The sequence below is a fragment of the Nocardioides glacieisoli genome (assembly GCF_004137245.1).
GTDB classification, from domain to species: domain Bacteria; phylum Actinomycetota; class Actinomycetes; order Propionibacteriales; family Nocardioidaceae; genus Nocardioides; species Nocardioides glacieisoli.
Map to the genome: position 1 here is coordinate 93,808 of NZ_SDWS01000011.1, position 22,751 is coordinate 116,558.

Annotated in this window: 28 protein-coding genes and 1 tRNA gene; 16 read left to right on the forward strand and 13 right to left on the reverse strand. The window is 70.1% G+C overall.

Going from position 1 to position 22,751, the window contains the following annotated elements; all coding sequences use genetic code 11:
* Window positions 1-41: 41 nt before the first annotated feature.
* The 3 genes from EUA06_RS22560 to EUA06_RS19845 are packed head-to-tail and all read left to right on the forward strand — an operon-like array spanning window position 42 to window position 1,483.
* Entirely contained in the window at window positions 42-422 is a 381-nt protein-coding gene (locus EUA06_RS22560; RefSeq protein WP_165354466.1) for a hypothetical protein, read from the forward strand.
* Window positions 419-886 carry a TspO/MBR family protein gene (locus EUA06_RS22565; protein WP_165354467.1) on the forward strand — a complete coding sequence of 156 codons (468 nt, stop codon included), beginning with the start codon at window positions 419-421 and terminating at the stop codon, window positions 884-886. Before EUA06_RS22560 ends, EUA06_RS22565 begins: the two co-directional genes overlap by 4 nt.
* A 24-nt stretch (window positions 887-910) precedes the next feature.
* A complete protein-coding gene (locus EUA06_RS19845) occupies window positions 911-1,483 on the forward strand; it encodes a DUF3152 domain-containing protein (protein WP_129479034.1) in 573 nt (190 codons plus the stop codon).
* A gap of 4 nt (window positions 1,484-1,487) precedes the next feature.
* Here EUA06_RS19845 and EUA06_RS19850 read toward each other — a convergent pair whose 3' ends face one another.
* Both EUA06_RS19850 and EUA06_RS19855 read right to left on the reverse strand, forming a co-directional pair.
* Window positions 1,488-3,044 carry a CotH kinase family protein gene (locus tag EUA06_RS19850; protein WP_129479036.1) on the reverse strand — a complete coding sequence of 519 codons (1,557 nt, stop codon included), beginning with the start codon at window positions 3,042-3,044 and terminating at the stop codon, window positions 1,488-1,490.
* Window positions 3,045-3,100: 56 nt separating this feature from the next.
* A complete protein-coding gene (locus EUA06_RS19855) occupies window positions 3,101-4,156 on the reverse strand; it encodes an alkaline phosphatase family protein (RefSeq protein ID WP_129479038.1) in 1,056 nt (351 codons plus the stop codon).
* 91 nt (window positions 4,157-4,247) lie between these two features.
* On the opposite strand from EUA06_RS19855, the gene murI reads away from it, so the two are divergent.
* Both murI and EUA06_RS19865 read left to right on the forward strand, forming a co-directional pair.
* Window positions 4,248-5,069, forward strand: a complete 822-nt coding sequence (gene murI, locus EUA06_RS19860; protein WP_129479040.1) for a glutamate racemase — start codon at window positions 4,248-4,250, stop codon at window positions 5,067-5,069.
* Window positions 5,069-5,839 (forward strand): MBL fold metallo-hydrolase, encoded by a 771-nt coding sequence (locus tag EUA06_RS19865; RefSeq protein ID WP_129479042.1) that lies wholly within the window; start codon window positions 5,069-5,071, stop codon window positions 5,837-5,839. The genes murI and EUA06_RS19865 overlap by 1 nt, the downstream gene beginning before the upstream one ends.
* An 8-nt stretch (window positions 5,840-5,847) precedes the next feature.
* Here EUA06_RS19865 and EUA06_RS19870 read toward each other — a convergent pair whose 3' ends face one another.
* Together EUA06_RS19870 and EUA06_RS19875 are read right to left on the reverse strand one after the other, a co-directional pair.
* Window positions 5,848-6,498 (reverse strand): response regulator, encoded by a 651-nt coding sequence (locus tag EUA06_RS19870; protein ID WP_207208453.1) that lies wholly within the window; start codon window positions 6,496-6,498, stop codon window positions 5,848-5,850.
* The gene (locus EUA06_RS19875) at window positions 6,495-7,670 is read right to left on the reverse strand and encodes a sensor histidine kinase (RefSeq protein ID WP_129479046.1); all 1,176 of its coding nucleotides are present in this window, start codon (window positions 7,668-7,670) and stop codon (window positions 6,495-6,497) included. Before EUA06_RS19875 ends, EUA06_RS19870 begins: the two co-directional genes overlap by 4 nt.
* Before the next feature lie 233 nt (window positions 7,671-7,903).
* Between EUA06_RS19875 and rph the strand changes: the two genes are divergently transcribed.
* Together rph and rdgB are read left to right on the forward strand one after the other, a co-directional pair.
* The gene (gene rph, locus EUA06_RS19880; RefSeq protein ID WP_422879780.1) at window positions 7,904-8,677 is read left to right on the forward strand and encodes a ribonuclease PH; all 774 of its coding nucleotides are present in this window, start codon (window positions 7,904-7,906) and stop codon (window positions 8,675-8,677) included.
* The gene (gene rdgB, locus EUA06_RS19885; RefSeq protein WP_129479050.1) at window positions 8,674-9,288 is read left to right on the forward strand and encodes an RdgB/HAM1 family non-canonical purine NTP pyrophosphatase; all 615 of its coding nucleotides are present in this window, start codon (window positions 8,674-8,676) and stop codon (window positions 9,286-9,288) included. Before rph ends, rdgB begins: the two co-directional genes overlap by 4 nt.
* On the opposite strand, the gene EUA06_RS19890 is transcribed toward rdgB, so the two are convergent.
* The 3 genes from EUA06_RS19890 to bcp form a co-directional block, all read right to left on the reverse strand.
* Window positions 9,277-10,152 carry a bile acid:sodium symporter family protein gene (locus EUA06_RS19890; protein ID WP_129479052.1) on the reverse strand — a complete coding sequence of 292 codons (876 nt, stop codon included), beginning with the start codon at window positions 10,150-10,152 and terminating at the stop codon, window positions 9,277-9,279. The genes rdgB and EUA06_RS19890 overlap by 12 nt on opposite strands.
* Before the next feature lie 54 nt (window positions 10,153-10,206).
* Window positions 10,207-10,282 (reverse strand) — tRNA-Leu (locus EUA06_RS19895).
* A gap of 6 nt (window positions 10,283-10,288) precedes the next feature.
* Window positions 10,289-10,759, reverse strand: coding sequence for a thioredoxin-dependent thiol peroxidase (gene bcp, locus EUA06_RS19900; RefSeq protein WP_129479053.1), 471 nt, complete (start codon window positions 10,757-10,759; stop codon window positions 10,289-10,291).
* Window positions 10,760-10,900: 141 nt separating this feature from the next.
* On the opposite strand from bcp, the gene EUA06_RS19905 reads away from it, so the two are divergent.
* From EUA06_RS19905 to EUA06_RS19935, 8 genes are read left to right on the forward strand one after another with little or no spacing between them, the layout of a single operon-like run.
* Window positions 10,901-11,590: an energy-coupling factor ABC transporter permease gene (locus EUA06_RS19905; protein ID WP_165354468.1), complete on the forward strand. Its 690-nt coding sequence runs from the start codon at window positions 10,901-10,903 to the stop codon at window positions 11,588-11,590.
* On the forward strand, window positions 11,587-11,895 hold the full coding sequence (locus EUA06_RS22570) for a PDGLE domain-containing protein (protein WP_165354469.1): 309 nt from the start codon (window positions 11,587-11,589) through the stop codon (window positions 11,893-11,895). The genes EUA06_RS19905 and EUA06_RS22570 overlap by 4 nt, the downstream gene beginning before the upstream one ends.
* Window positions 11,895-12,560 carry a cobalt ECF transporter T component CbiQ gene (gene cbiQ / locus EUA06_RS19910; RefSeq protein ID WP_129479054.1) on the forward strand — a complete coding sequence of 222 codons (666 nt, stop codon included), beginning with the start codon at window positions 11,895-11,897 and terminating at the stop codon, window positions 12,558-12,560. Before EUA06_RS22570 ends, cbiQ begins: the two co-directional genes overlap by 1 nt.
* Complete coding sequence (locus tag EUA06_RS19915) at window positions 12,557-13,312, forward strand: energy-coupling factor ABC transporter ATP-binding protein (RefSeq protein WP_129479055.1); 756 nt, start codon at window positions 12,557-12,559, stop codon at window positions 13,310-13,312. Before cbiQ ends, EUA06_RS19915 begins: the two co-directional genes overlap by 4 nt.
* Entirely contained in the window at window positions 13,309-13,557 is a 249-nt protein-coding gene (locus EUA06_RS19920; RefSeq protein WP_207208454.1) for a DUF3618 domain-containing protein, read from the forward strand. Before EUA06_RS19915 ends, EUA06_RS19920 begins: the two co-directional genes overlap by 4 nt.
* Window positions 13,558-13,574: 17 nt before the next feature.
* Window positions 13,575-13,892 (forward strand): GroES family chaperonin, encoded by a 318-nt coding sequence (locus tag EUA06_RS19925; protein ID WP_129479057.1) that lies wholly within the window; start codon window positions 13,575-13,577, stop codon window positions 13,890-13,892.
* A gap of 40 nt (window positions 13,893-13,932) precedes the next feature.
* Entirely contained in the window at window positions 13,933-15,306 is a 1,374-nt protein-coding gene (locus EUA06_RS19930) for a flavin-containing monooxygenase (protein ID WP_129479059.1), read from the forward strand.
* Window positions 15,293-15,868: a 1-acyl-sn-glycerol-3-phosphate acyltransferase gene (locus EUA06_RS19935; RefSeq protein WP_129479061.1), complete on the forward strand. Its 576-nt coding sequence runs from the start codon at window positions 15,293-15,295 to the stop codon at window positions 15,866-15,868. The genes EUA06_RS19930 and EUA06_RS19935 overlap by 14 nt, the downstream gene beginning before the upstream one ends.
* Before the next feature lie 18 nt (window positions 15,869-15,886).
* Here EUA06_RS19935 and EUA06_RS19940 read toward each other — a convergent pair whose 3' ends face one another.
* Window positions 15,887-17,047, reverse strand: coding sequence for a glycoside hydrolase family 16 protein (locus tag EUA06_RS19940; RefSeq protein WP_129479063.1), 1,161 nt, complete (start codon window positions 17,045-17,047; stop codon window positions 15,887-15,889).
* Window positions 17,048-17,234: 187 nt separating this feature from the next.
* On the opposite strand from EUA06_RS19940, the gene EUA06_RS19945 reads away from it, so the two are divergent.
* Complete coding sequence (locus tag EUA06_RS19945) at window positions 17,235-17,549, forward strand: hypothetical protein (protein WP_129479065.1); 315 nt, start codon at window positions 17,235-17,237, stop codon at window positions 17,547-17,549.
* Between the two features lie 994 nt (window positions 17,550-18,543).
* Here EUA06_RS19945 and EUA06_RS19950 read toward each other — a convergent pair.
* The 5 genes from EUA06_RS19950 to EUA06_RS19970 form a co-directional block, all read right to left on the reverse strand.
* Window positions 18,544-19,221: a hypothetical protein gene (locus tag EUA06_RS19950; RefSeq protein ID WP_129479067.1), complete on the reverse strand. Its 678-nt coding sequence runs from the start codon at window positions 19,219-19,221 to the stop codon at window positions 18,544-18,546.
* 727 nt (window positions 19,222-19,948) lie between these two features.
* Window positions 19,949-21,016: a YihY/virulence factor BrkB family protein gene (locus EUA06_RS19955; RefSeq protein ID WP_129479069.1), complete on the reverse strand. Its 1,068-nt coding sequence runs from the start codon at window positions 21,014-21,016 to the stop codon at window positions 19,949-19,951.
* Between the two features lie 106 nt (window positions 21,017-21,122).
* Window positions 21,123-21,371 (reverse strand): hypothetical protein, encoded by a 249-nt coding sequence (locus EUA06_RS19960; protein ID WP_129479071.1) that lies wholly within the window; start codon window positions 21,369-21,371, stop codon window positions 21,123-21,125.
* Complete coding sequence (locus tag EUA06_RS19965) at window positions 21,368-21,565, reverse strand: hypothetical protein (RefSeq protein WP_129479073.1); 198 nt, start codon at window positions 21,563-21,565, stop codon at window positions 21,368-21,370. Before EUA06_RS19965 ends, EUA06_RS19960 begins: the two co-directional genes overlap by 4 nt.
* A 187-nt stretch (window positions 21,566-21,752) precedes the next feature.
* Window positions 21,753-22,487, reverse strand: coding sequence for a TetR/AcrR family transcriptional regulator (locus EUA06_RS19970; protein WP_207208455.1), 735 nt, complete (start codon window positions 22,485-22,487; stop codon window positions 21,753-21,755).
* Window positions 22,488-22,751: the final 264 nt, after the last annotated feature.

A 22,751-nucleotide genomic window follows, 5' to 3' on the forward strand; every position in this document is an offset into this window, starting at 1 on the left:
AACGTCGTACCCACCCCCGCGCCACCCGTCAGGAGAGCCGCATGGACGACCGCACCATCACCGGACTGATCGGGGTGTACGACGCCGACGGCGGCCTGCTCGGCGAGGCGGCGTACGTCTGGGGCAAGGTGCGCGGCACCCGCCACTGCTCGCTGTGCGACATCACGCACGGCACGGTCCGGCGCAAGCCGGAGTGGGACCGGATGGTCGAGGGGCTCGGGACACCCGTGGACCTGGTCCACCTCAACGAGATGCCTCCCGACGTGCGCGACGCGGTGGCCGAGTGCGGTGCGCCGGTGGTCCTGGCGCGCACCGACGAGGGAGTGCACCCCGTCGTGCGCGCCGACGAGCTCGACACCCTGGGCGGCTCGGTGGAGCGTCTCGGCACTCTGCTGCGCGAGCGCATCGGAGGCACGGCGTGAGTGGCGGCTGGGCGGCCACCGTGGTGTGGGTCGTCCTCGTCGCGGTCTACGCAGGCCTGTCGAGCGTCTGGACCGCCCACGACCCGGACTGGTACTCCGGCCTGGCGAAGCCGTCGTTCCAGCCGCCGGACGTGGTCTTCGGGATCATGTGGCCCCTCAACTTCCTCGCACTCTTCGCGGTCGGCGCCTGGTTCACCCGCTCGTCCGCGGCGGAGGCCGTCTGGCCGGTCACGACGGTGCTGGGCGCATCGGTCGTCGCCGCCCTCGCCTGGGCGTGGCTGTTCTACGTCCCGCACCGCATCGGCGCCGCCACCGTCGCCCTCGCGCTGGCGGCAGCGCTCACCTGGGTCCTGGTGGCGCTGGTCGCGCGGTCGCTGCCCTGGGCGGGTGTCCTGCTGGTGCCGTACGCCGCGTGGTTGAGCATCGCGACGGCGCTGTCGGTGCAGTACGCCCGCCTCAACTGAGATCCCGGCCCTAGGCTCGGCCACATGTTCCGCGTGGCGACAGTCCTCGTCCTGCTGGCTGCGTTGGCGCCGGCCCTCACGACGCCGGCCGAGGCAGGCGTTGCCGAGCGCGCCGAGCGTCGCGTGGTGACGTACTCCGTCATCACCCGCGGCAAGGTCACTGCCTCGATGGAGGTCTTCCGCCGACAGGCGCAGGAGACGTACGACGACCCGCGCGGATGGCGGGCAGCGGGCATCGAGTTCCGTCGGGTGCGGCGCGGTGGCGACTTCACGCTGGTGCTCGCGTCGGCGGGCGCGGTGCCGAGCTTCTCGTCGAGCTGCTCGGCGCAGTGGTCGTGCCGGGTGGGGCGCTACGTCATCATCAACCAGTACCGCTGGCGCAACGCCTCCGTCGCCTGGAACCGCTCGGGCAGGACGACGCGCGACTACCGCCACCTGGTCGTCAACCACGAGACCGGCCACTGGCTCGGGCTCGGGCACGCGACGTGCCCGCAGCGGGGCAGCAAGGCGCCAGTGATGATGCAGCAGTCCAAGGGAACGGGCGGCTGCCGGTTCAACCCCTGGCCGCTCCCGCGGGAGGCGGCCAGGGCGAGGTGAGGCGTCAGCGCTTGTTGGCGTCGATCGCGACGACCCCGAGGGTGGGGGAGCCGATCACCACGTCGGACGAGACGTTGCGCAGGACGACCGCGATCAGCTCGCGACCCTCGGTCACGTCGTCGTCGAGGATGCGCACCGGGATGTAGTGGCGCACCTCGCCCGGTGCGAAGGTGAACCCGCCCTCCTCGGCGACGAAGTCGACGCCCGCCTCGGCGCTCAGACCCACGACGGACCAGCCCACGTCGACGGGGGTGGTCTTCGGGTCCTGCAGGTCGACGGGGAACCACACCGTCCGCACACGCTCGGGCGACTTCATCCGGATGTCTCCCAGGCGCACCTCGTTGCGGCTCAGCCACTCGGCCCGCTTGCCCAGCCAGTTGGCGACGAACGCCACCTCACCGTTGCGGCTGCGCGCGTGACGGGTCCACTCGAGGTCGGCGTCACCGGCGTGCCACTGGTCCCAGTCCTTCTCTCCCGACGGCGCGAGCGTGGCCGCGGCCTGCGGCAGCTGGGCGAGGACCGCGTCGACCGTCGGTCGCAGGGCCTGCCAGCGCTTCTTGACGCGCTTGGAGAAGGCCGGGTCCTGCAGCATCCGGGAGATCCAGCTCTTCCCGGTCCGGGTGTACCACCCCTCGGCGGCAGTCGAACCCTTCCACTTCGTGCCGGCGCTGAGGTCGAAGTCCCACACCGGCCCGAACACGAACCGCTTGCCGGGGATCCAGCTGAAGTTCACGCTCGACTGGAAGTTGGAGTCTTGGTTGGCGAAGAGCTCCTCGACGAGGTACCAGTCGATGAGCCGCGCCACGTCGACGTACTTCCGGTAGCCCAGCTTGGGATCGGCGAAGTCCGGGCCGTAGAGGACCCGCTCGAAGCGCGAGACGGCCCCGCGCACCTGACGGCGCTGCTTCTTGGTGACCTCGTCGGGGTCCTTGAACGCGATCGCGGAGCCGCGCTTGGTGCGGAAGCCCGGCTCGCCGTCGCGCAGGTAGCGCTTGTTGAACTCCAGCAGGTAGCCGTCGTCCGGGAGGTCGACGCGGCCGCCACCCTCCTCGACCTGCTCGGTGAGCATGTAGAGACCCTGCGACTGCCCGTTGAGCACGACATCGACGAAGCGGAACTTGGGCGTCCACGCCAGCCGCGTCTGCGCCGCGATCGCGAACGCGGCGGCCGTGCGGAGGCCGCTGCGGTCGCCGTAGTTGGCCAGCAGCACCCACTCGTCGTGCGCGATGTCGCCGACGAGGGCGGCGTCCTCCTCGAGCTTGAGCTTGTAGGGCTTCTTGGCCCAGCCCCAGCTGGAGTTGCCGCGCCCTCGCACCTCGGTGGTGTGGGCGACGCCGTCGAGGGTGACCGTGCCGGGGACGTAGTCCTCGCGGCCGATCGGTGCGCCGAGGGTGTCGATGACGAGCTGGGTCGGCGGCGCCGGCGGCCAGCCGACCGCGGCCGCAGCGACCGGGTCGGGCTCGGCGGCGCTGCCGGACAGTGGGGCGAGGAGCGCTGCCGTGACGGAGACCGCCACTGCGGCGCACAGGGGTGCGATCCGCCTCGAGATGTGCCTGGTCATGGTCATGTTCCCCTCGACTACCCGGTCCGACTGTCCGGAACCGGGGGCACTGTACGTCAGTCCGGGAGTGAGACGTCCAGATCGAGCGCGGAGTTGTGCTCACTTCCGGGGACCGCGTCGAGGTCGAGCAGGTCGAGCGCGAGGTTGGCCAGGTCGCCGTTGCGGATCGGCTGGACCGACGCGCGGTACGTCGTACGCCGGGTGCCGGGGTCGCGGTAGTCGTCGGCGTTGAGGTCGTAGAGGTCCGCGCCCGCCGCCACGCCCGGGCCGGCCACCATGAAGGCGACGCGGTAGTTGGCCAGCTTGGTGGCGTCGGAGTGGTCCGCGCCCCGGCCGCCGTGGTCGCTGGTGAGGATGATCGCGGTGCTGCCGGCGCGCACGGGGTCGGAGCGCACGGCGCCGACGATCTCACCGACGAGGGCGTCGACGCGCTGGACGGCGCGCAGGTAGGCCTTCGACATGAAGCCCTTGTCGTGTCCCACGGCGTCGGGCAGGGAGAGGTGCACGAAGCGGAAGGCGCGGGTGTGGTCGACGAGGTCGCGGCGCACGGACCGGGTCAGCACGGCGTTGTCCAGGCGGATGCGCGTCGTGTCGATGCTGAGCGGCCAGCTGCGCTTCCACAGCGTGAACTTCGTCTTGCTGGCGAACAGGGCGGTGTTGCCGCCGGCGTCGTGGATCGAGGTGAAGACCGACTCGATGCGCCGGCCGGCGGCGGCCTGCACCGTCGCCGGGCGCCGGCGGTCGTCGTTCCAGGTCACGCCGTGTCCGCCGGTCGCGGCCTCGATGCGTCGTCCGGTGACCATGCCGGTGTGGTTGGGCAGCGTGATCGTCTTCTCGTGCTCGGTGCGCGCGTTGAGCGTGGAGGCGCCGGTTGCCATGAGGTCGTGGAGGTTCGGCGTGCCAGCAGCACCGAGCTGCTCCAGCGCGTCGGGGTTGAGCCCGTCGATCGAGATCGCGAGGACCGAGCTGACGGGGTCGTCGAGCGACCTCCGCTCGACGCCGCGTTCGACAAGGGCGGAGTCGCCGCTCGGCACCTGCGCGGGCGCCTGGGCTCCGACGAGGACGATGCTGCTGCAGACGACGACGGACGCAAGGACGGAACGCAGGGCCACCGAGCGACCCTAACCCGCGCGGGCCGGTGTGACGGGGTCGACGCGTCGGATGGCGTGACCCGTGACCGGTCCAGCGCCTAGCCTGCTGCCTGTGCCGACCCCCACGCCGACGAGCGCCGATGCCCCGATCGGCATCTTCGACTCCGGCTTCGGCGGTCTCACGGTCGCGCGCTCGGTGATCGACCAGCTTCCGCACGAGTCGGTGGTCTACCTCGGCGACACCGCCCGCCAGCCCTACGGCCAGAAGCCGATCGGCGAGGTGCGCGAGTACGCCCTCGAGTGCCTCGACCACCTCTACGAGCAGGGCGTCAAGGCGCTCGTCATCGCGTGCAACTCCGCCAGCGCCGCGATGCTGCGCGACGCCCGGGAGCGCTACGACGTACCCGTCGTCGAGGTGATCCTCCCGGCCGCCCGCCGCGCCGCGGCCGCCACCCGCAACCGCCAGGTCGGCGTCATCTGCACGCGCGCCACGGCCAGCTCGATGGCGTACGACGACGCGTTCGCCGCCGCGCCCCACCTCGACCTCCACATCCAGGCGTGCCCGAGCTTCGTCGACTACGTGGAGCAGGGGGTCACCGGCGGGGACGAGCTCCTCGCCGCCGCCCACGAGTACCTCGACCCGCTGGCCGCCGCCGGCGTCGACACCCTCATCCTCGGCTGCACGCACTACCCGCTGCTGACCGGCGTCATCTCCTACGTGATGGGCGACGAGGTGACCCTCGTCAGCTCGGCCGAGGAGTGCGCGAAGGACGTCTACAAGATGCTCGCCCGCACCGGGCCGATGCGCGAGGGCGGCGAGGCCGACTACACCTTCTCGACGACCGGCAGCCCCGAGGACTTCGCCACCATCGGTCGCCGGTTCCTGGGCTCCGAGCTCCTCGGTGCGAGCCAGTTCGCCGGCGGGGTGCGCTGATGCGACTGACGATCGTCGGCTGCTCCGGCTCCTACCCGGGGCCGGACTCGACCGCCAGCTGCTACCTCCTCGAGGCGGAGCACGAGGGTCGTACGTGGCGAATCCTCCTCGACCTCGGCAACGGGGCGCTCGGCCAGCTGCACCGCTACGCCGACCCGCTCGAGATCGACGCCGTCCTGGTCAGCCACCTGCACGCCGACCACTGCCTCGACCTCTGCGGCTACTACGTGATGCGCAAGTACCACCCGACGGGTCCGCAGCCGCGGATCCCGGTCTGGGGACCGGCCGGCACGGCCGACCGGATGGCACGCGCCTACGACCTGCCCCTCGACCCGGGGATGAACGAGGAGTTCGCCTTCCACGACTGGAGCAGCAGGAGCTCGGACGCGCCCGTCGTCATCGGCCCGTTCACGGTCGAGCCCCGGCAGGTCGTGCACCCGGTCACGGCGTACTCCCTGCGGGTCTCCGCCGGTGGCCGCACCCTCGTCTACTCCGGCGACACCGGACCGTGCGACGCGCTCGACGAGGCGGCGACCGGCGCCGACCTCCTGCTGGCCGAGGCGTCCTTCGAGAGCGGTGCCGACAACCCGCCCGACCTGCACCTGACCGGCGCCGACTGCGGCCGTACGGCGTCGCGTGCCGGCGTCGGCCGGCTCGTCCTCACCCACGTGCCGCCGTGGCACGACCCGGCGGTCGCCGAGGCCGAGGCGCGCGGCGAGTGGTCGGGCCCGGTCGAGCTGGCACGCGCCGGCGCGACCTACGAGATCTGAGCGGGCGCTCAGACCAGACCTGCGTCGTGCACGATCATCGCCACCTGCACGCGGTTGGTGCCGTCGAGCTTGGTGAGCAGCCGCGAGACGTGGGACTTCACCGTCGGCACGGAGAGGTAGAGCTCCGAGGCGATCTCGGAGTTGCTCAGCCCGCGCCCGACGCAGACCGCGACCTCGAGCTCGCGCTCGGTGAGCACCGTCAGCCGGTCGGCGGCGGCGGTCGAGCGGTCGCTCGAGGTGGAGCTGCGCAGCCGCGACACGATGCTGCGGGTCGCCGACGGGGAGAGCATCGCGTCGCCGGCGGCCACGGTGCGGATCGCATGGACGATGTCGCTGGGCGGCGTGTCCTTGAGCAGGAAGCCGTCGGCGCCGGCGGCGACCGCCCGGACGACGTGGTCGTCGGCGTCGAACGTCGTCAGCACCACGACAGCCGGCGGCGACGGCTGCTGGTGCAGCACCTGGGTGGCCTCGAGGCCGTCCATCACCGGCATCCGGATGTCCATGAGGACCACGTCGGGGTCGAGCTCGCCGACCAGTGCGACGCCGACCTGTCCGTTGGGTGCCTCGCCGACCACGTCGATGTCGCTCTGCCCGCCGAGCATCAGCGCGAGCGCAGACCTGACGAGTGGGTCGTCGTCGACGAGCAGCACCCGGATCATGCCGTCCACGGTAACCATGCCTCGAGGACGAACGTCGCACCCTCGGTGCGCTGGTCGAGTCGGCCACCGCGCAGCTCGGTGCGCTCGCGGAGACCGACCAGGCCCAGTCCGGCGCCGGGTGCGCCGGTCCCTCCGTCAGTCGGGGGGTCGGCCAAGGGGTTGGCCAGGGTCACCGTGATCCCCGAGCGCGGGTCGCCGGTGGAGCTGATCGCGACCTCCGAGCCGGGCGCGTGCTTGCGCACGTTGGTGATGCCCTCCTGCACGATCCGGTAGACCGTGCGACCGGTCGCCGGCGGCACCGGCGTCGTGACGTCGACGCGGTCGGTCCAGGCGACGTCGAGGCCGAGGTCCTGCGCCTCGGCGACCAGCGCCGCGATGTCGTCGTACGTCGGCTGCGGTCGGGCGGTGACCGGTCCCGGGTCGTCCTCGCGCAGCACGCCGAGGACGTCGCGGAGCTCGTGGAGGGCGTCATTGGCCTGGCCCTGGATCTGGCCGAGTCCCTCCCGCAACCGCTCGCTGTCGAGGTCGTCGCGGAACGCGAGCGCCCCTGCCTGCATCGACACCTGCGTGATCCGGTGGGCCAGCACGTCGTGCATCTCCCGGGCGATCCGCGCGCGCTCCGTCGAGCGGGCCTGCCCCAGCCTCAGGTCCTGCTCGGTCTCGGCCCGTTCGGCACGTGTCCGCAGCGTCCACAGCAGCTCGCGCCGCGAGCCGATGTAGAGGCCCCAGCCCATCATCCCTGCGTTGACGACGAGGTTCACCACGGTCGTGACCACCTCGTCGTTGTCGGGGAAGGGCGCGATCGTGGTCCAGGTCTGCGCGGCGGCGAAGTTGGTGATGCCCACCAGCAGGATCTGGCGGAGGTCGCGCCGGGTGGCGACCGACACCGCGGCCAGGGTCGCCGGACCGGCCGCGATCCCCGACAGGGCGCTCATCGCTGCGATCACGAGGGCGATCGGGACCGGCGCGCGCCGGCGGAAGTGCACCAGCACGAAGGCCGCGACCCCCAGCACGACCTCGACGACGAAGAGGGTCCGGTGCTCACGCCACTCGATGTCGGCGACGGTGAGCCAGACGACCGCCGAGAACGCCACGCACAGGGCGTCGCGCCACGCGTGATCCACCCAGCGCAGCGCGGGCTGGGTCTCGGAGGCGGACGGGCGGGTCTCCACGGCGGTGAGCCTAGCGACCGGACCCCCTACTTTGGTCGCATACGGGAGCGCCGTTGGACCGATGCGCGAGGCCCTCTGGTAAGGCGACCCTTGGTGCACCACCGCGTGGAGGGAGCTGCGCGGCGTGGGGCTGCGCTTGTAGGTCCCACTGGGGTAGGGGCCTTCGAGCCGGGTCCGGTAACTCACGGGGGTGACCGGGCCCGGCTCAGCCACTCTCTCCCCGCCTCTTCGGGCTGTCTCCAGGCGCGTCTAGGGTCGTCCCCATGACTGCTGCACCGCGCGCTGACGGCCGCGCCGACGACGAGCTCCGCCCGATCACCATCACCCGCCACTGGCTGGACCACGCGGCGGGCTCGGTGCTGGTCGAGTTCGGCGGCACCAAGGTGCTCTGCGCCGCCTCGGCCTCCGAGGGCGTCCCGCGCTGGCGCAAGGGCTCGGGCCTGGGCTGGGTGACGGCGGAGTACGCCATGCTCCCGGCCGCCACCAACACCCGCTCCGACCGCGAGTCGGTGAAGGGCCGGATCGGCGGGCGCACCCACGAGATCTCCCGCCTGATCGGCCGTTCACTGCGCGCCGTCATCGACTACCAGGCGCTCGGCGAGAACACCATCGTGCTCGACTGCGACGTGCTCCAGGCCGACGGCGGCACCCGCACGGCGGCGATCACGGGTGCGTACGTCGCCCTGGCCGACGCGGTCGCCCACCTGCGAGCCAGCGGCGCGCTGACCGGCGAGCCCCAGGCCCGTCCAGTACTCACCGGATCGGTCGCCGCAGTGAGCGTCGGCATCATCGACGGCGTGCCGCGCCTCGACCTGCCCTACGTCGAGGACGTCCGCGCCGAGACCGACATGAACGTCGTGATGACCGGCGAGGGGAAGTTCGTCGAGGTGCAGGGCACCGCCGAGGGCGCCGCCTTCGACCGCGCCGAGCTCGACGCGTTGCTGGCCCTCGCCGAGAAGGGTTGCGCCGACCTGACCCGGATGCAGCAGGAGGCCCTCGCGCGATGAGGGTGTTCCTGGCCTCGGGCAACGCGAAGAAGATCGGCGAGATGCAACGGATCCTCGCCGAGCACGTCGCGGACATCGAGGTCCTCGGCATCGGCGACATCGACGGCTACGTCGAGCCGGTCGAGGACCAGCCCACGTTCGAGGGCAACGCGCTGCTCAAGGCGCGCGCCGGCGTCGCGGCGACGGGGCTGCCGTCCATCGCCGACGACAGCGGGCTCTGCGTCGACGCGCTCAACGGGATGCCGGGCGTGCTGTCGGCCCGGTGGTCCGGCCCACCCAAGAGTGATGTTCGGAACAACGAGCTCCTGCTCGCCCAGCTCGACGACGTACCCGACGAGCGGCGTGGCGCGCACTTCACGTGCGCGATCGCGTGGGTGCTCCCCGACGGGCGCGAGCACGTGGTCGAGGGTCGGATGTCCGGCCGGATCATCCGCGAGCAGCGGGGGAGTGGCGGGTTCGGCTACGACGTCGTGTTCGTGGCCGACGAGCACTCCGACGAGGGCCTCACCTCGGCCGAGCTCGAGCCGGCGGAGAAGGACCGCATCTCCCACCGCGGCCGCGCGCTGCGCGAGCTGGCGCCGACGGTCGCGGCGGACCTGTCAGGCCGCTGACGCAGCCTCGCGGTCGCTGACCCGGCGCGAGACCCACATGCCCCAGAGCGCCGCGAACAGGAACATGATCAGCGAGTAGACGGCCGCAGGCACCGAGATCTCCACCTCGTCGAGGACCTCGACGGCGACGAAGATCGCGAGCGTCGCATTGTGCACGCCGACCTCCATCGAGGACGCGATCGCCTGGGGGCCGGTGACGCCGAACGCCTTCGGGACGAAGTAGCCCACGAGCAGGCTGATCGCGCAGAACAGCGCAGCGATCAGGCCGACGTCGGCGAGGTAGTCGCCGACGTTCTCGAGCTGGTCGAGCAGGATGCCGAGGACCAGGATCGCGAGGATGACCGCCGACCCGATGCGCACCGGCTTGTCCATCCGGCGTGCGAAGTCGGGCGCCCGGTCGTTCACCAGCATGCCGATGCCCACCGGCACGAGGATCAGTGCGAACACCTTGACGATCTCGACCAGCGGCATCGTCACGTCGTCCTGCCGGTCGAAGTAGGCGATCGCGAACCCGGTGATCAGCGGCAGCGTCACCACGGCGATCACGGTGTTGATCGCGGTCAGCGTGATGTTGAGCGCCACGTCGCCCTTGAACAGGTGGCTGAAGAGGTTGGCCGTGGTGCCACCGGGCGACGCCGCGAGCAGCAGCATGCCGATGCCGAGCAGCGCAGGCAGGTCGAAGAGGACGACGAGGCCGAAGCAGATCGCCGGCAGCAGCAGGATCTGGCACGCGAGCGCGACTCCGACGGCCTTGGGCGCGCGGCCGACCCGCTTGAAGTCGCCGATCGTCAGGTCCAGGCCGAGGCCGAACATGATGATCGCGAGCGCGAGGGGCAGTCCGACAGTCGTCAGCGCGGAGTCCATGCGCGGACCCTAGTGGTGACGGTCGTCACGCGCGACGGTTCTTTGGTCGTGGAGTGGTGCGCTCGGAGAGATTCGAACTCTCACTGGCCGCGACCTAAACGCGGTGCCTCTGCCGTTGGGCTACGAGCGCTGGGACTCAGTCCAACCCTAGGTCCCGGCGCAGCTTCGCGACGTGGCCGGTGGCCTTGACGTTGTACTGCGCGAGCTCGACCTTCCCGTCCTCGTCGATCACGAAGGTCGAGCGGAGCACGCCCTCGACCTCCTTGCCGTAGAGCTTCTTGGTGCCGTGGGCGCCGTAGGCCTTGTGCACCGCGAGGTCCTCGTCGGAGAGCAGCGTGAGGGTGAGGGCGTCGCGCTCGCGGAACTTCGCGAGCTTGGCCGGCTTGTCCTTGGAGACGCCGAGCACCTCGTAGCCGGCGCCGCGCAGCGAGTCCAGCGACTCGGAGAAGTCGCACGCCTGCTTGGTGCAGCCGGGGGTCATCGCGGCCGGGTAGAAGTAGACGATCACCTTCTTGCCGCGGAGGTCGGCGAGGCTCACCTGCTCCTCGGTGTCGCTGGTGAGCGTGAAGTCGGGTGCGGTGTCGCCGGGGGCGAGGCGGTCGGTCATCGTGATCCATCTTCCTGCGCGGGGTGGCCAATCCGAACGACTGGCTGTTGCGAACGACTTGCAATAGTGTCGGTGGGCCGGCAGGACTTGGGAACCAGCCGGCCACCAGACATCCAACCAGCAGAGCTGAGGAGCAACCACGTGCACGTGCCTGACGGCTTCCTCGACGCCCCCACCTCGGTGGCGACCGGCGTCGTGGCGGCGACCGCCGTGGCGGTGTCGCTCCGCGGCGCACGTCGCGAGCTCGACGACCGGACGGCTCCGATGGCGGGACTCGTCGCGACCTTCGTCTTCGCGGCCCAGATGATCAACTTCCCGGTGGGCGCCGGCACGAGCGGACACCTGATGGGCGGAGCGCTCGCTGCCGTCCTGGTCGGGCCGTGGACCGCGGTGCTGTGCCTCTCGGTGGTGCTCACCGTGCAGGCGCTGCTCATGGCCGACGGTGGCATCACGGCCATCGGCACCAACATCACGCTCATCGGCATCGTGACCGTCGCCGTGGGCTGGGGCGTGTTCGTGCTCCTGCGCCGCGTGCTGCCGAAGACGGTCGCCATGGTGGCCCCGGCCGCCGCGATCGCCGCGTTCGTGAGCGTGCCGGCGGCCGCACTCGTCTTCACCGGCCTCTTCGCGGTCGGCGGCAACGTCCCGGTCGACCTGGGCGCGGTCGTCACCGCGATGCTCGGCTGGCACACCGTCATCGGGATCGGCGAGGCGGTGGTCACCGGCATGGTCATCGCCAGCGTGGTCTCCGCGCGCCCCGACCTCGTCCACGGCGCTCGCCCCCTGCTCGCCGAGCGCGAGCTCCTCACCCGGAAGGTGCAGGTCACGTGACCAATCGCCGCTTCTTCGCCATCGCACTCCTGGTGAGCCTGCTCGTGGCAGGCGTCGCCAGCTACTACGCCAGTGCGCACCCCGACGGCCTCGAGTACGTCGCCGAGCAGACCGGTTTCATCGACTCGGCCGAGGACTCGCCCACCTCCGAGAGCCCCCTCGCCGACTACCAGACCTCGGGTGTCGACGACGCCCGCATCAGCGGGGGCGTGGCAGGTGTGGTCGGCGTCGTGGTGATGCTCGTGCTCAGCACCGGCCTGTTCTGGGTGGTCCGCCGACGCGAGCCTGCCGACTCGGACGCCTGATGGGCGCCGGGCACGGGCACCGCCTGCACTTCCACGGCCACAGCCCGGTCCACCGTGCACCCGCGCACGTCAAGGTGCTGACGCTGCTGGGCTTCATGCTCGTCGTCGTCGCGACCCCGCGTGAGGCGTACGCCGTCCTCGCCGCCGAGGCCGCCGTGCTCCTCGGCGTGGTCCTGCTGTCCCGTGTGCCCCTGACCTACCTGCTGCCGCGGATGGTCGTCGAGCTGCCGTTCGTGGTGTTCGCGGTGCTGATGCCCTTCATCTCCCACGGACCCCGCACCGAGGTCCTCGGGATCACGGTGTCGGAGCCGGGTCTCGTCGCGGGCGTCGCGCTGCTCATCAAGGGCAGCATCGGCGTGCTGGGTGCACTGACGCTCGCCGCGACCACCGAGCCGCAGGACCTGCTGCGCGGCCTGCAGCGACTGCGGATGCCCGAGCTGCTCGTGCAGATCATGGGCTTCATGATCCGTTACCTCGACGTCGTCACGGCCGAGCTGGGTCGGATGATGACGGCCCTGCGCTCACGCGGCTGCGACCCGCGCTCGCCGCGCCACTGGCCGGTGCTCGCCCGCTCGCTGGGTGCGCTCTTCATCCGGTCCTACGAGCGGGGTGAGCGCGTGCACCTGGCGATGCTGTCGCGCGGGTACGACGGGAAGCTGCCGTGAGCACCCCCGTCCTCGACGTGCGGGGTCTCGCCTTCGCCTACCCCGACGGGCACCAGGCTCTCTTCGGCGTCGACCTCCACGTGCACGCCGGTGAGCGGGTCGCGCTTCTCGGACCCAACGGCGCCGGCAAGACGACGCTGGTGATGCACCTCAACGGCATCCTCACCGCGGGCAGGGGCGAGGTGGCGGTGAGCGGCCTGCCGGTCACCAAGGAGCACCTCAAGGAGATCCGCGGTCGGGTCGGGATCGTCTTCCAGGACCCCGACGACCAGCTGTTCCTCGGCACCGTCCGCCAGGACGTCGCCTTCGGGCCCGCCAACCTCGGCCTGCGGGGGGCCGAGCTCGACCGACGGGTCATGGACGCGCTGGACCGGGTCGGCATGGCCGACTTCGTCGACCGGCCACCGCACCACCTGTCGTACGGCCAGAGGCGCCGCGTCGCGATCGCCACCGTGCTGGCGATGGAGCCGGAGGTCCTGGTGCTCGACGAGCCGTCCTCGAACCTGGACCCGGCCTCGCGCCGCGAGCTGGCCGACATCCTGCTCGGCCTCGACGTGACGGTGCTGATGGTGACCCACGACCTGCCCTACGCGCTCCAGCTGTGCCCGCGCAGCATCGTGCTGAGCGAGGGGGTGGTGGTGGCCGACCGGTCGACCTTCGACGTGCTCACCGACGAGGCCCTCATGGCCGCCCACAGGCTCGAGCTGCCGTGGGGCTTCGACCCGCGGCGCATTGATAGCCTGCCCCGGTGACCCAGGACATGAGCGCGCTCGAGCGCGAGATCGAGGAGACGCGCGAGCGGCTGGCCTCGACCATCGACCAGCTCGCGCACCGCGCCCACCCCAAGACGATCGTCGGGCGCCAGGTGACGACGGTGAAGTCGCGCTTCGTCGACCTCGACACCGGCGCCCCGCGCACCGACAACATCCTGAAGGTCGCCGGCGCGGTGGTCGGAGTCGTCGTCCTGCTCGCGCTCGTCCGCAAGGTCGCTGGCTGAGTGGAGTCGCGAGCATCATGAGCGCCCCGATCAAGATGCTCCACGACCGGGTCCTCGTCGAGGTCGACGAGGAGGCCGGCGAGCGTCGCTCGAGCGGGGGCATCGTCATCCCGGCGACCGCTGCGATGGGTGCCCGGCGCCTCGCGTGGTCGCGCGTCATCGCCGTCGGCCCGCACGCCCGCGCCGTCGAGGCGGGCGACCGCGTGCTGTTCGACCCCGAGGACAAGGCCGAGGTCGAGGTGCACGGCGAGGTCTACGTCGTGATGCGCGAGCGCGACATCCACGCGGTCGCGGCCGAGCGCCTCGAGGGCGGCTCCACCGGGCTCTACCTGTGAGGCCTGCGCCGATGGGGCTCGCACCTGTGAGGATGGCCTGATGGGCTACCTCGTCAGGGAGAAGGACCGCGCGCCCGCTGTCACCACGCGGGTCCCCGTCGACGAGTCGCTGCCCCGCGCGTGCGTGATCGGTGCCGGATCGTCGGGCATCGCCGCGGCCAAGCACCTCTACCTCGCCGGCATCCCCTTCGACTGCTTCGAGAAGGGCCACGAGGTCGGCGGCAACTGGGTCTTCGACAACTCCAACGGCCAGTCGGCGTGCTACGACAGCCTCGAGATCAACACCTCGTGCCCGCGGATGGCCTACTCCGACTTCCCGATGCCCGCCGACTACCCGCCCTACGCGCGCCACGACCAGGTCGCCGCCTACTTCGAGCAGTACGTCGACCACTTCGGGTTCCGCGACACGATCACGTTCGGCACGACGGTCGAGCACGTCTCCCGCACCGCCGACGGCCGGTGGGACGTGCGAATCGCAGGTCCCAACGGCACCGAGACGCGGACCTACGACGCCGTGCTGGTCGCCAACGGCCACCACTGGGACGCCCGCTGGCCCGAGCCGGCCTATCCCGGCACCTTCGACGGCGAGCAGATGCACGCCCACGACTACCGCTCGCGCGACCAGCTCGCCGGTCGCGACGTCGTGGTGGTCGGTGCCGGCAACTCGGCGATGGACATCTCGGTCGAGTCGTCCTACGTCGCGCGGACGACGACGTGGTCGGTGCGCCGCACCGAGTGGGTGCTGCGCAAGTTCTTCCTCGGCAAGCCCTCCGACCAGGGCCTCCTCCCGCCCGGCTGGGTGCCGTGGCCGGTGACCGCGCTGCGCCTGAGGATCGGCGCGCTGAGCGCGGGCAGCATGACGAAGTACGGCCTGCCCGCCCCCACGCACAAGCCCGGCCAGTCCCACCCGGTGCAGTCGGAGAGGATCCGCGAGCGCCTGGCCGCGAAGGCCGTCACGGCGAAGCCCGCGATCGAGCGCCTCGACGGCGACCGCGTGGTCTTCGTCGACGGCACCAGCGCGGCGGCCGACCTCGTCGTGTGGGCCACCGGCTACCGCGTGTCCTTCCCGTTCCTCGACCCCGAGCTCGTCTCCGTCGAGGGCAACGAGCTGCCGCTGTGGAAGCGCACCGTCCACCCCGACCTGCCCGGCCTCTACTTCCTCGGCCTCCTGCAGCCGCTCGGGGCGGTCATGCCGCTCGCCGAGGCGCAGTCGGCGTGGATCGCCGAGACCCTGACCGGCGGTTACGTGCCGCCGGCCGACTCCGTCGTACGCCGTCAGATGCGGGCCGAGCACGAGCGTGACACCCGGCAGTTCTATCCATCACCACGCCACACTCTCGAGGTCGACTTCGACCACTACCTCTGGGACCTCGAGCGTGAGCGCAAGAAGGGACGAGCCCGTGCTTCGTCGTAGGATCGCGCGCCTCGCGCTGCGTGCCGTGCGCTGGAAGACCGTCGGCGAGGTGCCGGAGCGTGGCGTGCTGGTGGGTGCGCCGCACACCTCCAACTGGGACTGGGTCCTCACGCTGCTGCTCGGCTGGACCTACGGCATCGACATCAAGCTGCTGGTCAAGCAGGAGCTCTTCGTCGGCCCGCTCGGCTGGTTGCTGCGTCGCACCGGTGCCGTCGAGCTCGACCGCAAGAACCCGTCCGCGACGATCAAGAAGATGCTCGCGGAGTCCGAGGGCGGCGACCCGTGGCTGATCGGCATCGCCGCCGAGGGGACGCGCTCGCGCGGGGACTACTGGAAGTCGGGCTTCTACCGGATCGCCCAGCAGACCGGGCTGCCGATCACCCTCGCCTTCCTCGACGTGCCGTCGCGCACCGTCGGCTGGGGTCCGACCTTCCACCCGACCGGCGACGTCACCGCCGACATGGACGTGCTGCGCGAGTTCTACGCCGACAAGACCGGCTTCAACCCCGAGGACTTCACCCCGCCGCGGCTGCGCGAGGAAGGCCCCGCACTGGAGGCGTGAGCCTCCCCCTGAGACTCCTCAGTGCGACCAGACCCGCACCCAGTCCACCTTCGCGCTCTGGCGCATCACAGCGGGGGTGAGCTTCTCGAGCTCGTAGTCGGACGTCAGCATCGACAGCAGCAGGTACTCCGGGGCACGGGACACGATCTCGGTCTCGCGGTGGAACTCGCGTCCGTCGACGCGGAAGACGATCGCGTCGGACGTCCACTCGGCGCTGAACACGTGGAAGGCGTTCGACCACGTCTCGGTGCGCCTCTTGAGCCGGTTGGCGCCGGGGAACTTGCCGCCGATCTTGTGGTGCGCGTTGGCCGAGTCGTACCAGTGCAGGAACGCGGCGATGTGGGAGTCCTTCTTCGTGCGCCCGAAGAACTCCACGATGTCGATCTCGGTGCCCTTGGACGGGTCGCCCGGCGTGTACCAGTTCGCGGGCTGCATCCAGAAGGAGGCGTGCATGCCCTTGTCGAGGTGCATCTTCATCCGGACGGCGGCGTAGCCGTAGGTGAAGTCGAACGTCTCGCCCGTGTAGAGCTGGGTGTTCAGCATGTAGGGGCCCGAGCCCGAGCGGCCGTTGAGCGTCCAGGTGCAGGTTCGATCGGCGCGGGCAGGGTCGTGGGCGACCCCCATGCGGAGGACTCCGTCGGCGACCGAGCGGGCGCGCCACGACAGGCGCGAGCACATCCGCATGTACGCCGGCGCCAGCGTCGGCTGGTCGGTCCACTTGGTGTGGTCGACCCGCCTGCCGGAGAACTCGTCGCGGAAGAGCGTGCCGAAGGTGCGCCCGCGCACCGGGGCGGTGACGGCGCGGGCCGCTCCCGACCGCGTCAGCGCGACCGCGCGGTAGAGGCTCGTGGTGTCGGGGAGCGTGAAGATCGTCGATCCGGTGCGGTGCTGCCGGCCGCGCGCCACTGTCTGCCACCCCGAGCCGCTGTCACGCTGGAGGACCACCTGTTGACCGGTGCGCGTGTCCGCGAACGTCGCCAGCGCCTGGGTCCTCGAGCTCGACCGCGCCGGACGCTGGCCGGGCTGGGCGATGGCCGGCCGCAGGTCGAGCACTCCGGTGCCGACGCGTGCCTGCGTACGCAGCGAGGGTGCCGTCGCGTCCGTGGCGGACGCCGACGACTGCAGCAGGGCCGCCACGCAGGCGAGCGCGACCAGCAGGGGTCGGAGCGACAACGGCACGGGTCGTACCTCTCGTGAGGACTGCGCACCCGCGCTGCAGTCAATGTCCGGCAGTGCGCCGAGGCTAGTGGACCGGACCAGCTCTCGCACGGAAACTCCGTCAAGTCTCCCCAAACGCTGCGGCGCTGCCTGCGCGACCCGGGTCTAGCGTGCGAAGTCACGTCGTCGAGCAACCCAGGAGGCAGGCATGAGACCACTGGCCGTCATCGGATTGGGAGTCGCGTGTGCCGTGACGCTCGCAGTGCCGCCCGCGTCCGCCGCCCAGAAGACCGGCTGCCCCGCTTCGAGCAAGTGGGAGCACGTCTCGCTGCAGGAAGCCGCGCAGCGCATCTTCGACGAGGCGAACAACAACGGTTTCACCAGCGTGGAAGAGGTGTACGCCGTCCTCGACGCGAAGTACGACAAGAACGGCAACGACCAGATGTGCGTCGACCGCAAGCCGGAGCGCAACTCGGAGACGATCTGGTACTACCTGCGCGACGACAACTCCAACGGGGGCTGACACCCCGAGCACGAGCAAGGCCCCCGACCATCGGTCGGGGGCCTTCGCTCTCTGTACGCCATCAGGGACTCGAACCCCGAACCCGCTGAGAACTCTCGAGGACGATGAACACAGCCGTGTAGCGACGAGAAAAGGGCCTCTGACCTGCGCGTTCGGTGATTTCCGGCCTCTGTCGCCTGACGCCGCGTACGCCCGTTTCGCCTGACTTTACGGGCACTTTATGGGCAGTTCGCAGGGTTGCCCTGCCGGTCTTCAAGCCAGATCTGCTACCAAAGCTCAACCTCACAATCGGTGCTGCGTCGAACGCCGCGGGCGCATTCGCGGCGGTTTGACGCACTCTCGACCGTCCCGAACGACCATCCTGTACCGGGTCGCGGGATCGGTTGACGACGACCGGATTTTGGACGCCGCACGCCTTGCAGCGCCACGGACATTGGAGGCAACCAGGACTTTCGTCCCCGAGGAACTGCTAGCTGGGCGGGGCGTCTCCCACCTCGAGCATCTTGCTGACTCGCCCGTCCATGTAATGAGCGAAGATCAACGCGGGCGCATCCTTCGAAGCAAGCTCGACGAGGTGTTCCACCGCCTTGGCGACCGACTCGTGGGTGTCGAACTGTTGTCGACCCCGAGAGCAGACCCATACGCCCTTGCTCGTCTCGACCGCCCTGAAGAACCACATAGCAGCAGGCATACACCGCTCCTGCGCCCGCGGTAGTGCCACACGACCCCCCACGGGACGGGAAAAGGTCACTCTGCGCCACCACATCGGACCGGCAGCCAGCGGGCTCGCATAGAGACCCGGTGCCCGACCGTCGCGCGCAGTGATCCGGTGCCCGATCGGCTCGCGGAGCGCGCCAGTGCAGAATCGGCCCGCGGAGGGCGCCAGTGCAGGATGGGCTCGTGGAGCGTGCCAGTACGGGATCGGCGCGACCAGGTGGTGGCCACCGCCTACCTGGACGAGGACTGGGGGATCCCGCTCGTCGACACCCCTCACTCAGAGGTAGCGGGCTGGCCCGTCGGCCTCGCCGCGGCCTGACATCAGCCAGCATCTCACCGCGTCAGGGCGGCGTCGCTCGAGCTCATCCAGCACGGCCTGGCGTAGGTCGACCACGGCCACCGTTCGCGCCGGCGAGCGCACGTCCCGCACCATCCAGAACGTGACGCGCCACAGTCGGCACAACTCGGACGTGTTCAGATCGAGGACCCGGACGTCGTGGCACCCCGATGTATCAGGCGCCTCCCTTCCCACGGTTGTCTGCGCATCAGTCGCTCTCCGATCCCCTAGCATTGGCCCGCCAGGCCCGCCGGACGCCGCGAGACGATGTGGGGCGCCGGTGAGTCCCACGAAGTGGAGCGACATCCGCAAAACCGGCGGCGTCGTGGCCACGAGCACGCCAGCCCACCCCAGCACCCAACTCGGCGAGACGAGCGACACTACTGCCGCGCACAGCACGACCGACGCGCACGCGGCGGCGATCAAACACCACCACGCACCCTGTTGAAAGTCGTAGGCCCGCTCACTCGCTCCGTCCTCTGTGGGTTCGGGGTGGGTGCGACCGTCGGTCAACGCTGACACGGTGCCCGTCATCGCTACTGCCAGCAGCAGCGGCGCGACCATCGCGATCACTCGCGTCACTCCCCACATAGGGATCGAGAGGAACAGCGCACCCACGCCGCACCACGCGACCCCGCGCAGCCATCTCGACCAGCTCAGCCGTGCGCCAGTGTCCCTGATCATCGTCAGTCCCAGGGGCGGACGCTTGCCATGCTGCGTACCGCCCTAGCCGTGATGGCTACAACGAGTACGCATCCGCCCGCAGCAAGCACCACCGCCCACCCTTCGCCGGCCTGACGCCAGGTGATGTGGCGGTGGGTGACCAGCACCCAGGCGCTGCGCGCCGCGCTCGGCGGAGCAGGTTCACTAGTTGTCAAGGCAGACCGTCCCTGGGAGAGAACTTACGTTGTAAACTATCGCGCGTCCTCGCGACTGACGCAAGGGGCGTTCGTCCAATTGTCTGATGGGACGAAGGACACCCCGGTGGGTAGCGGAGCCCGGTCGAGCCCACTACGCGCCCACACCCGCGACCCGCAACCGAGACCCGCAACCGAGGATGAGGGCCAGACCTTGGGCCTCGCCCGCCCTTCACGCCCCGCTGGCTCGCGAGGGTTCACCTCGCAACCTCTGTGATGGCGCTCGTACCTAGCCTTGCCGAGACGTTTGGTTTCTTCTCGACCGGGTGTCCTCCCATACCCTCGACATCTGCTTGAGCAGCGCAACAGCGGCGATGCCTGCCACGATGCTGCTGAGGACCGCGCCGGGGCGGGAGCGGCGCGGTTTGCGGCTCCGTTCGCGGCTCCGTTCCGGCGGGGATGTGCGCCTGTGCTGGGTCGGGGCCACGTCAGTCGTCCTCCTCGGGATCGTCATGCTCGCCCCGACTTCGGCGCAGGGCGCGCCCACGCTCGATGTCTTGGCGTTCCTTCTGCCGGGCTTTCTCGGTTTGTCTGGTGTCGCGTGGCGGTAGTTGGACCGTCCGTTCCGCAGCGATCCCAGCTTGAAGTTCCCGGCCTCGTTCGAGTTCGGAGTCCAGCTCGGCGCCGAAGAGCAGGGCGAGGTTGGTGAGCCACAGCCAGAGCAGGAACACGATCACCCCGGCCAGGGAGCCGTAGGTTTTGTTGTAGTTGGAGAACGTGGAGATGTAGAAGCCGAACGCCACGGACGCAATGATCCATGCCACGATCGCGACCAGCGCTCCGACGCTGATCCAACGGAACTTGGGCTGCTGGATGTTCGGGGTGGCGTAGTAGAGCAACGCCACGATAAGGACCACGACCGCCAAGATTGCGGGCCATTTGGCGATGCTCCACACCAGCACCGCGGCGGACCCGAGCCCGATCGCATCCCCGACTGCTTGGGCAAGCGGGCCGCTGACTACCAGCGCCAGCGCAACCAGCGCGACCAGCACCACCGTGATCAGCGTGACGAGCAGCAGCAATGGCCGGAGCTTCCAGATCGGGCGGCCCTCACCGATCTCGTACATCCGGTTCATGGCACGCCCGAACGCTCCGACGTACCCTGAGGCTGACCACAACGCGGAGGCCAGCCCGAGGACCAGTGCCAGGCCGGCCCGGGGGGCCTGACTGACCGATGACAGCGGGCCGCTGAGAGTGTCGGCGATCGACGCGCCCCCTACTTGGCTCACGATGGCGAGCAGGGTCTGGACAGCCTTGGGGCCGTCGCCGACCAGGCCGACGATCGAGACCAGCGCGATCACGGCCGGGAACAGCGCCAGCACAGAGTAGTAGGTCAGCGCCGCGGCGATGTCGGTGCACTGATCCTTCGAGAACTCCCGGATCGTCTTGCGCAGGATATAGCCCCAGGACGCCTTCTTGACGTCGGTGATCGAGTCCGGTTTCACCTCGGCGTCAGGATCTGGCGCGGACGCACGCGCAACGGTCGTCTCGCTCATCGACGCCCGCCCCGCCCCACCTGCAGCCCGAGGACGCACACGAACCCCACCGGTAGCACCGCTGCTCCCACGATCGGCGACGCGCGCAGGTTTCCGTGACCGTCGCTCACGGTGTTGTGGGGACGCTGCTCTCGTCGGCCTGCGCGCCGAGCCGAGGCTTCACCTCGGCCTTCGCGGCCAGAGCCCTGACGGTCTCGCCGGTGTGGCCGGTGTGGCCGATAGCCTGGCGGGGCGTCTCGGTCTCGGCCTGCAGTTCGTAGCGGACGAATGACGCGAACTGCTCCGAGCGCTTGCTGATCAGATCCCCCGGTCGAGTACTCGCTGGTTGCGCGGGTCGTGATGCCGTCGGGTTCAATCATCGAGCTCATCCTCCGCGCTGCTCGGCGGAGAAGGGCGTTGGTCAACTTCGCCAAGTCTCGTCTGCACATCGGGGTGCTGCCACAGGCGCTCGGCCTGGTGTCTGACCTGCTCGTAGCGTCGGCGGCCGTCACGGGTGCCCAGCACGTATCCGATGGCTCCACCGATCAGCAGAACGAGTTTGAACTTCACGCGCAACTCCTCGAACGGGCGGGCCATCGACTCCACTGGTACGCCGAATGCGCCGCGGGGGCCTGCCAAAGTTTACGTAGTAAGCATGCAGGTTGTGTCGAGAGAGCACAAGACGATCACCTCGCCCCCTCGCGGGCGTGGGTGCCGGTTAGGACCAACCGGCACCTGGGGCCCCCTGCTGGATGGGCTAGTTCCCGCCGCGTAGCAAAGCCATACGCTCGAGAAGGTTCTCCAGCGCTTCCTCGAACTCCACAGCCGCGTGGTCCTCCGACAGCGCCGCGCGTAGGCGTTTCACGGTGGGAGCTTCGCTGAGATCCGCGTAGTTGGGTGAGCCATCGTCGATGACGTCAAGCGGCCCGACGTCGGCGCCGTGGCTGGCGACCTCGAGGAGCAGATGTCCTAGCAGGAAGCTGGAGAAGGCCCGATAGCCGGCGACGGCCGCGTCGTCGCTGAAGCCCTCCGAGATCAGCCCGTCAAGGAACAGCTCCACCCAGTCGATGCTGCGCAACGGCGGGCGCAGCCACGGGGCTTCGGGCGGCCTAGACGCGATCAGCGGAAACACCTTCGGATGCTGCAACGCGACACGGCGTACCCCGTGGGCCAGACGCTGGAGGAAGTCCTGCCACCCGCCCGAGGGTTCAGAGAGGACGTCCTCATCATCAGCCATGGACATCACCAGCGACTCCACGACCGCGTCGAGCAGGTCCTCCTTGCCCGGCACGTAGCGATACAGCGCCATGGCCTCCACCCCCAGCCGCTCACCGAGGCGGCGCATCGTGAGGTTCGGCAACCCCTCAGCATCGATGAAGTCGATGGCCGCGGCGACGATGCGATCACGGTCCAACCGCACCCGCGCCGACGGCGGCGCCTCACCGTCGACAAGCGCAGCGTCCGCATCCGGAACCTGATCAGTCGGTGGCACTGGGTGTCCTCTCGTCGCAAGGAGACTATCGTCCGCTGACCACCGGCGCCCAGCCATCAATCCGAGGGCAGAAAAGACCCGAACCCACGCACGTCGAGCCCGCACACCGCCTACCCGCATTCACAGTGCCCAACCGCAGTGCCCCGACCACAGTGCCCCGACCGCAGTGCCCCGACCGCGGCGCCCGGCCCGCTGTGGTGCGCGGTCACCGTGCACGTGGGGGCGCGGCGGGCAGGCATGGGCACCTACCCGCCGCTGTCCACT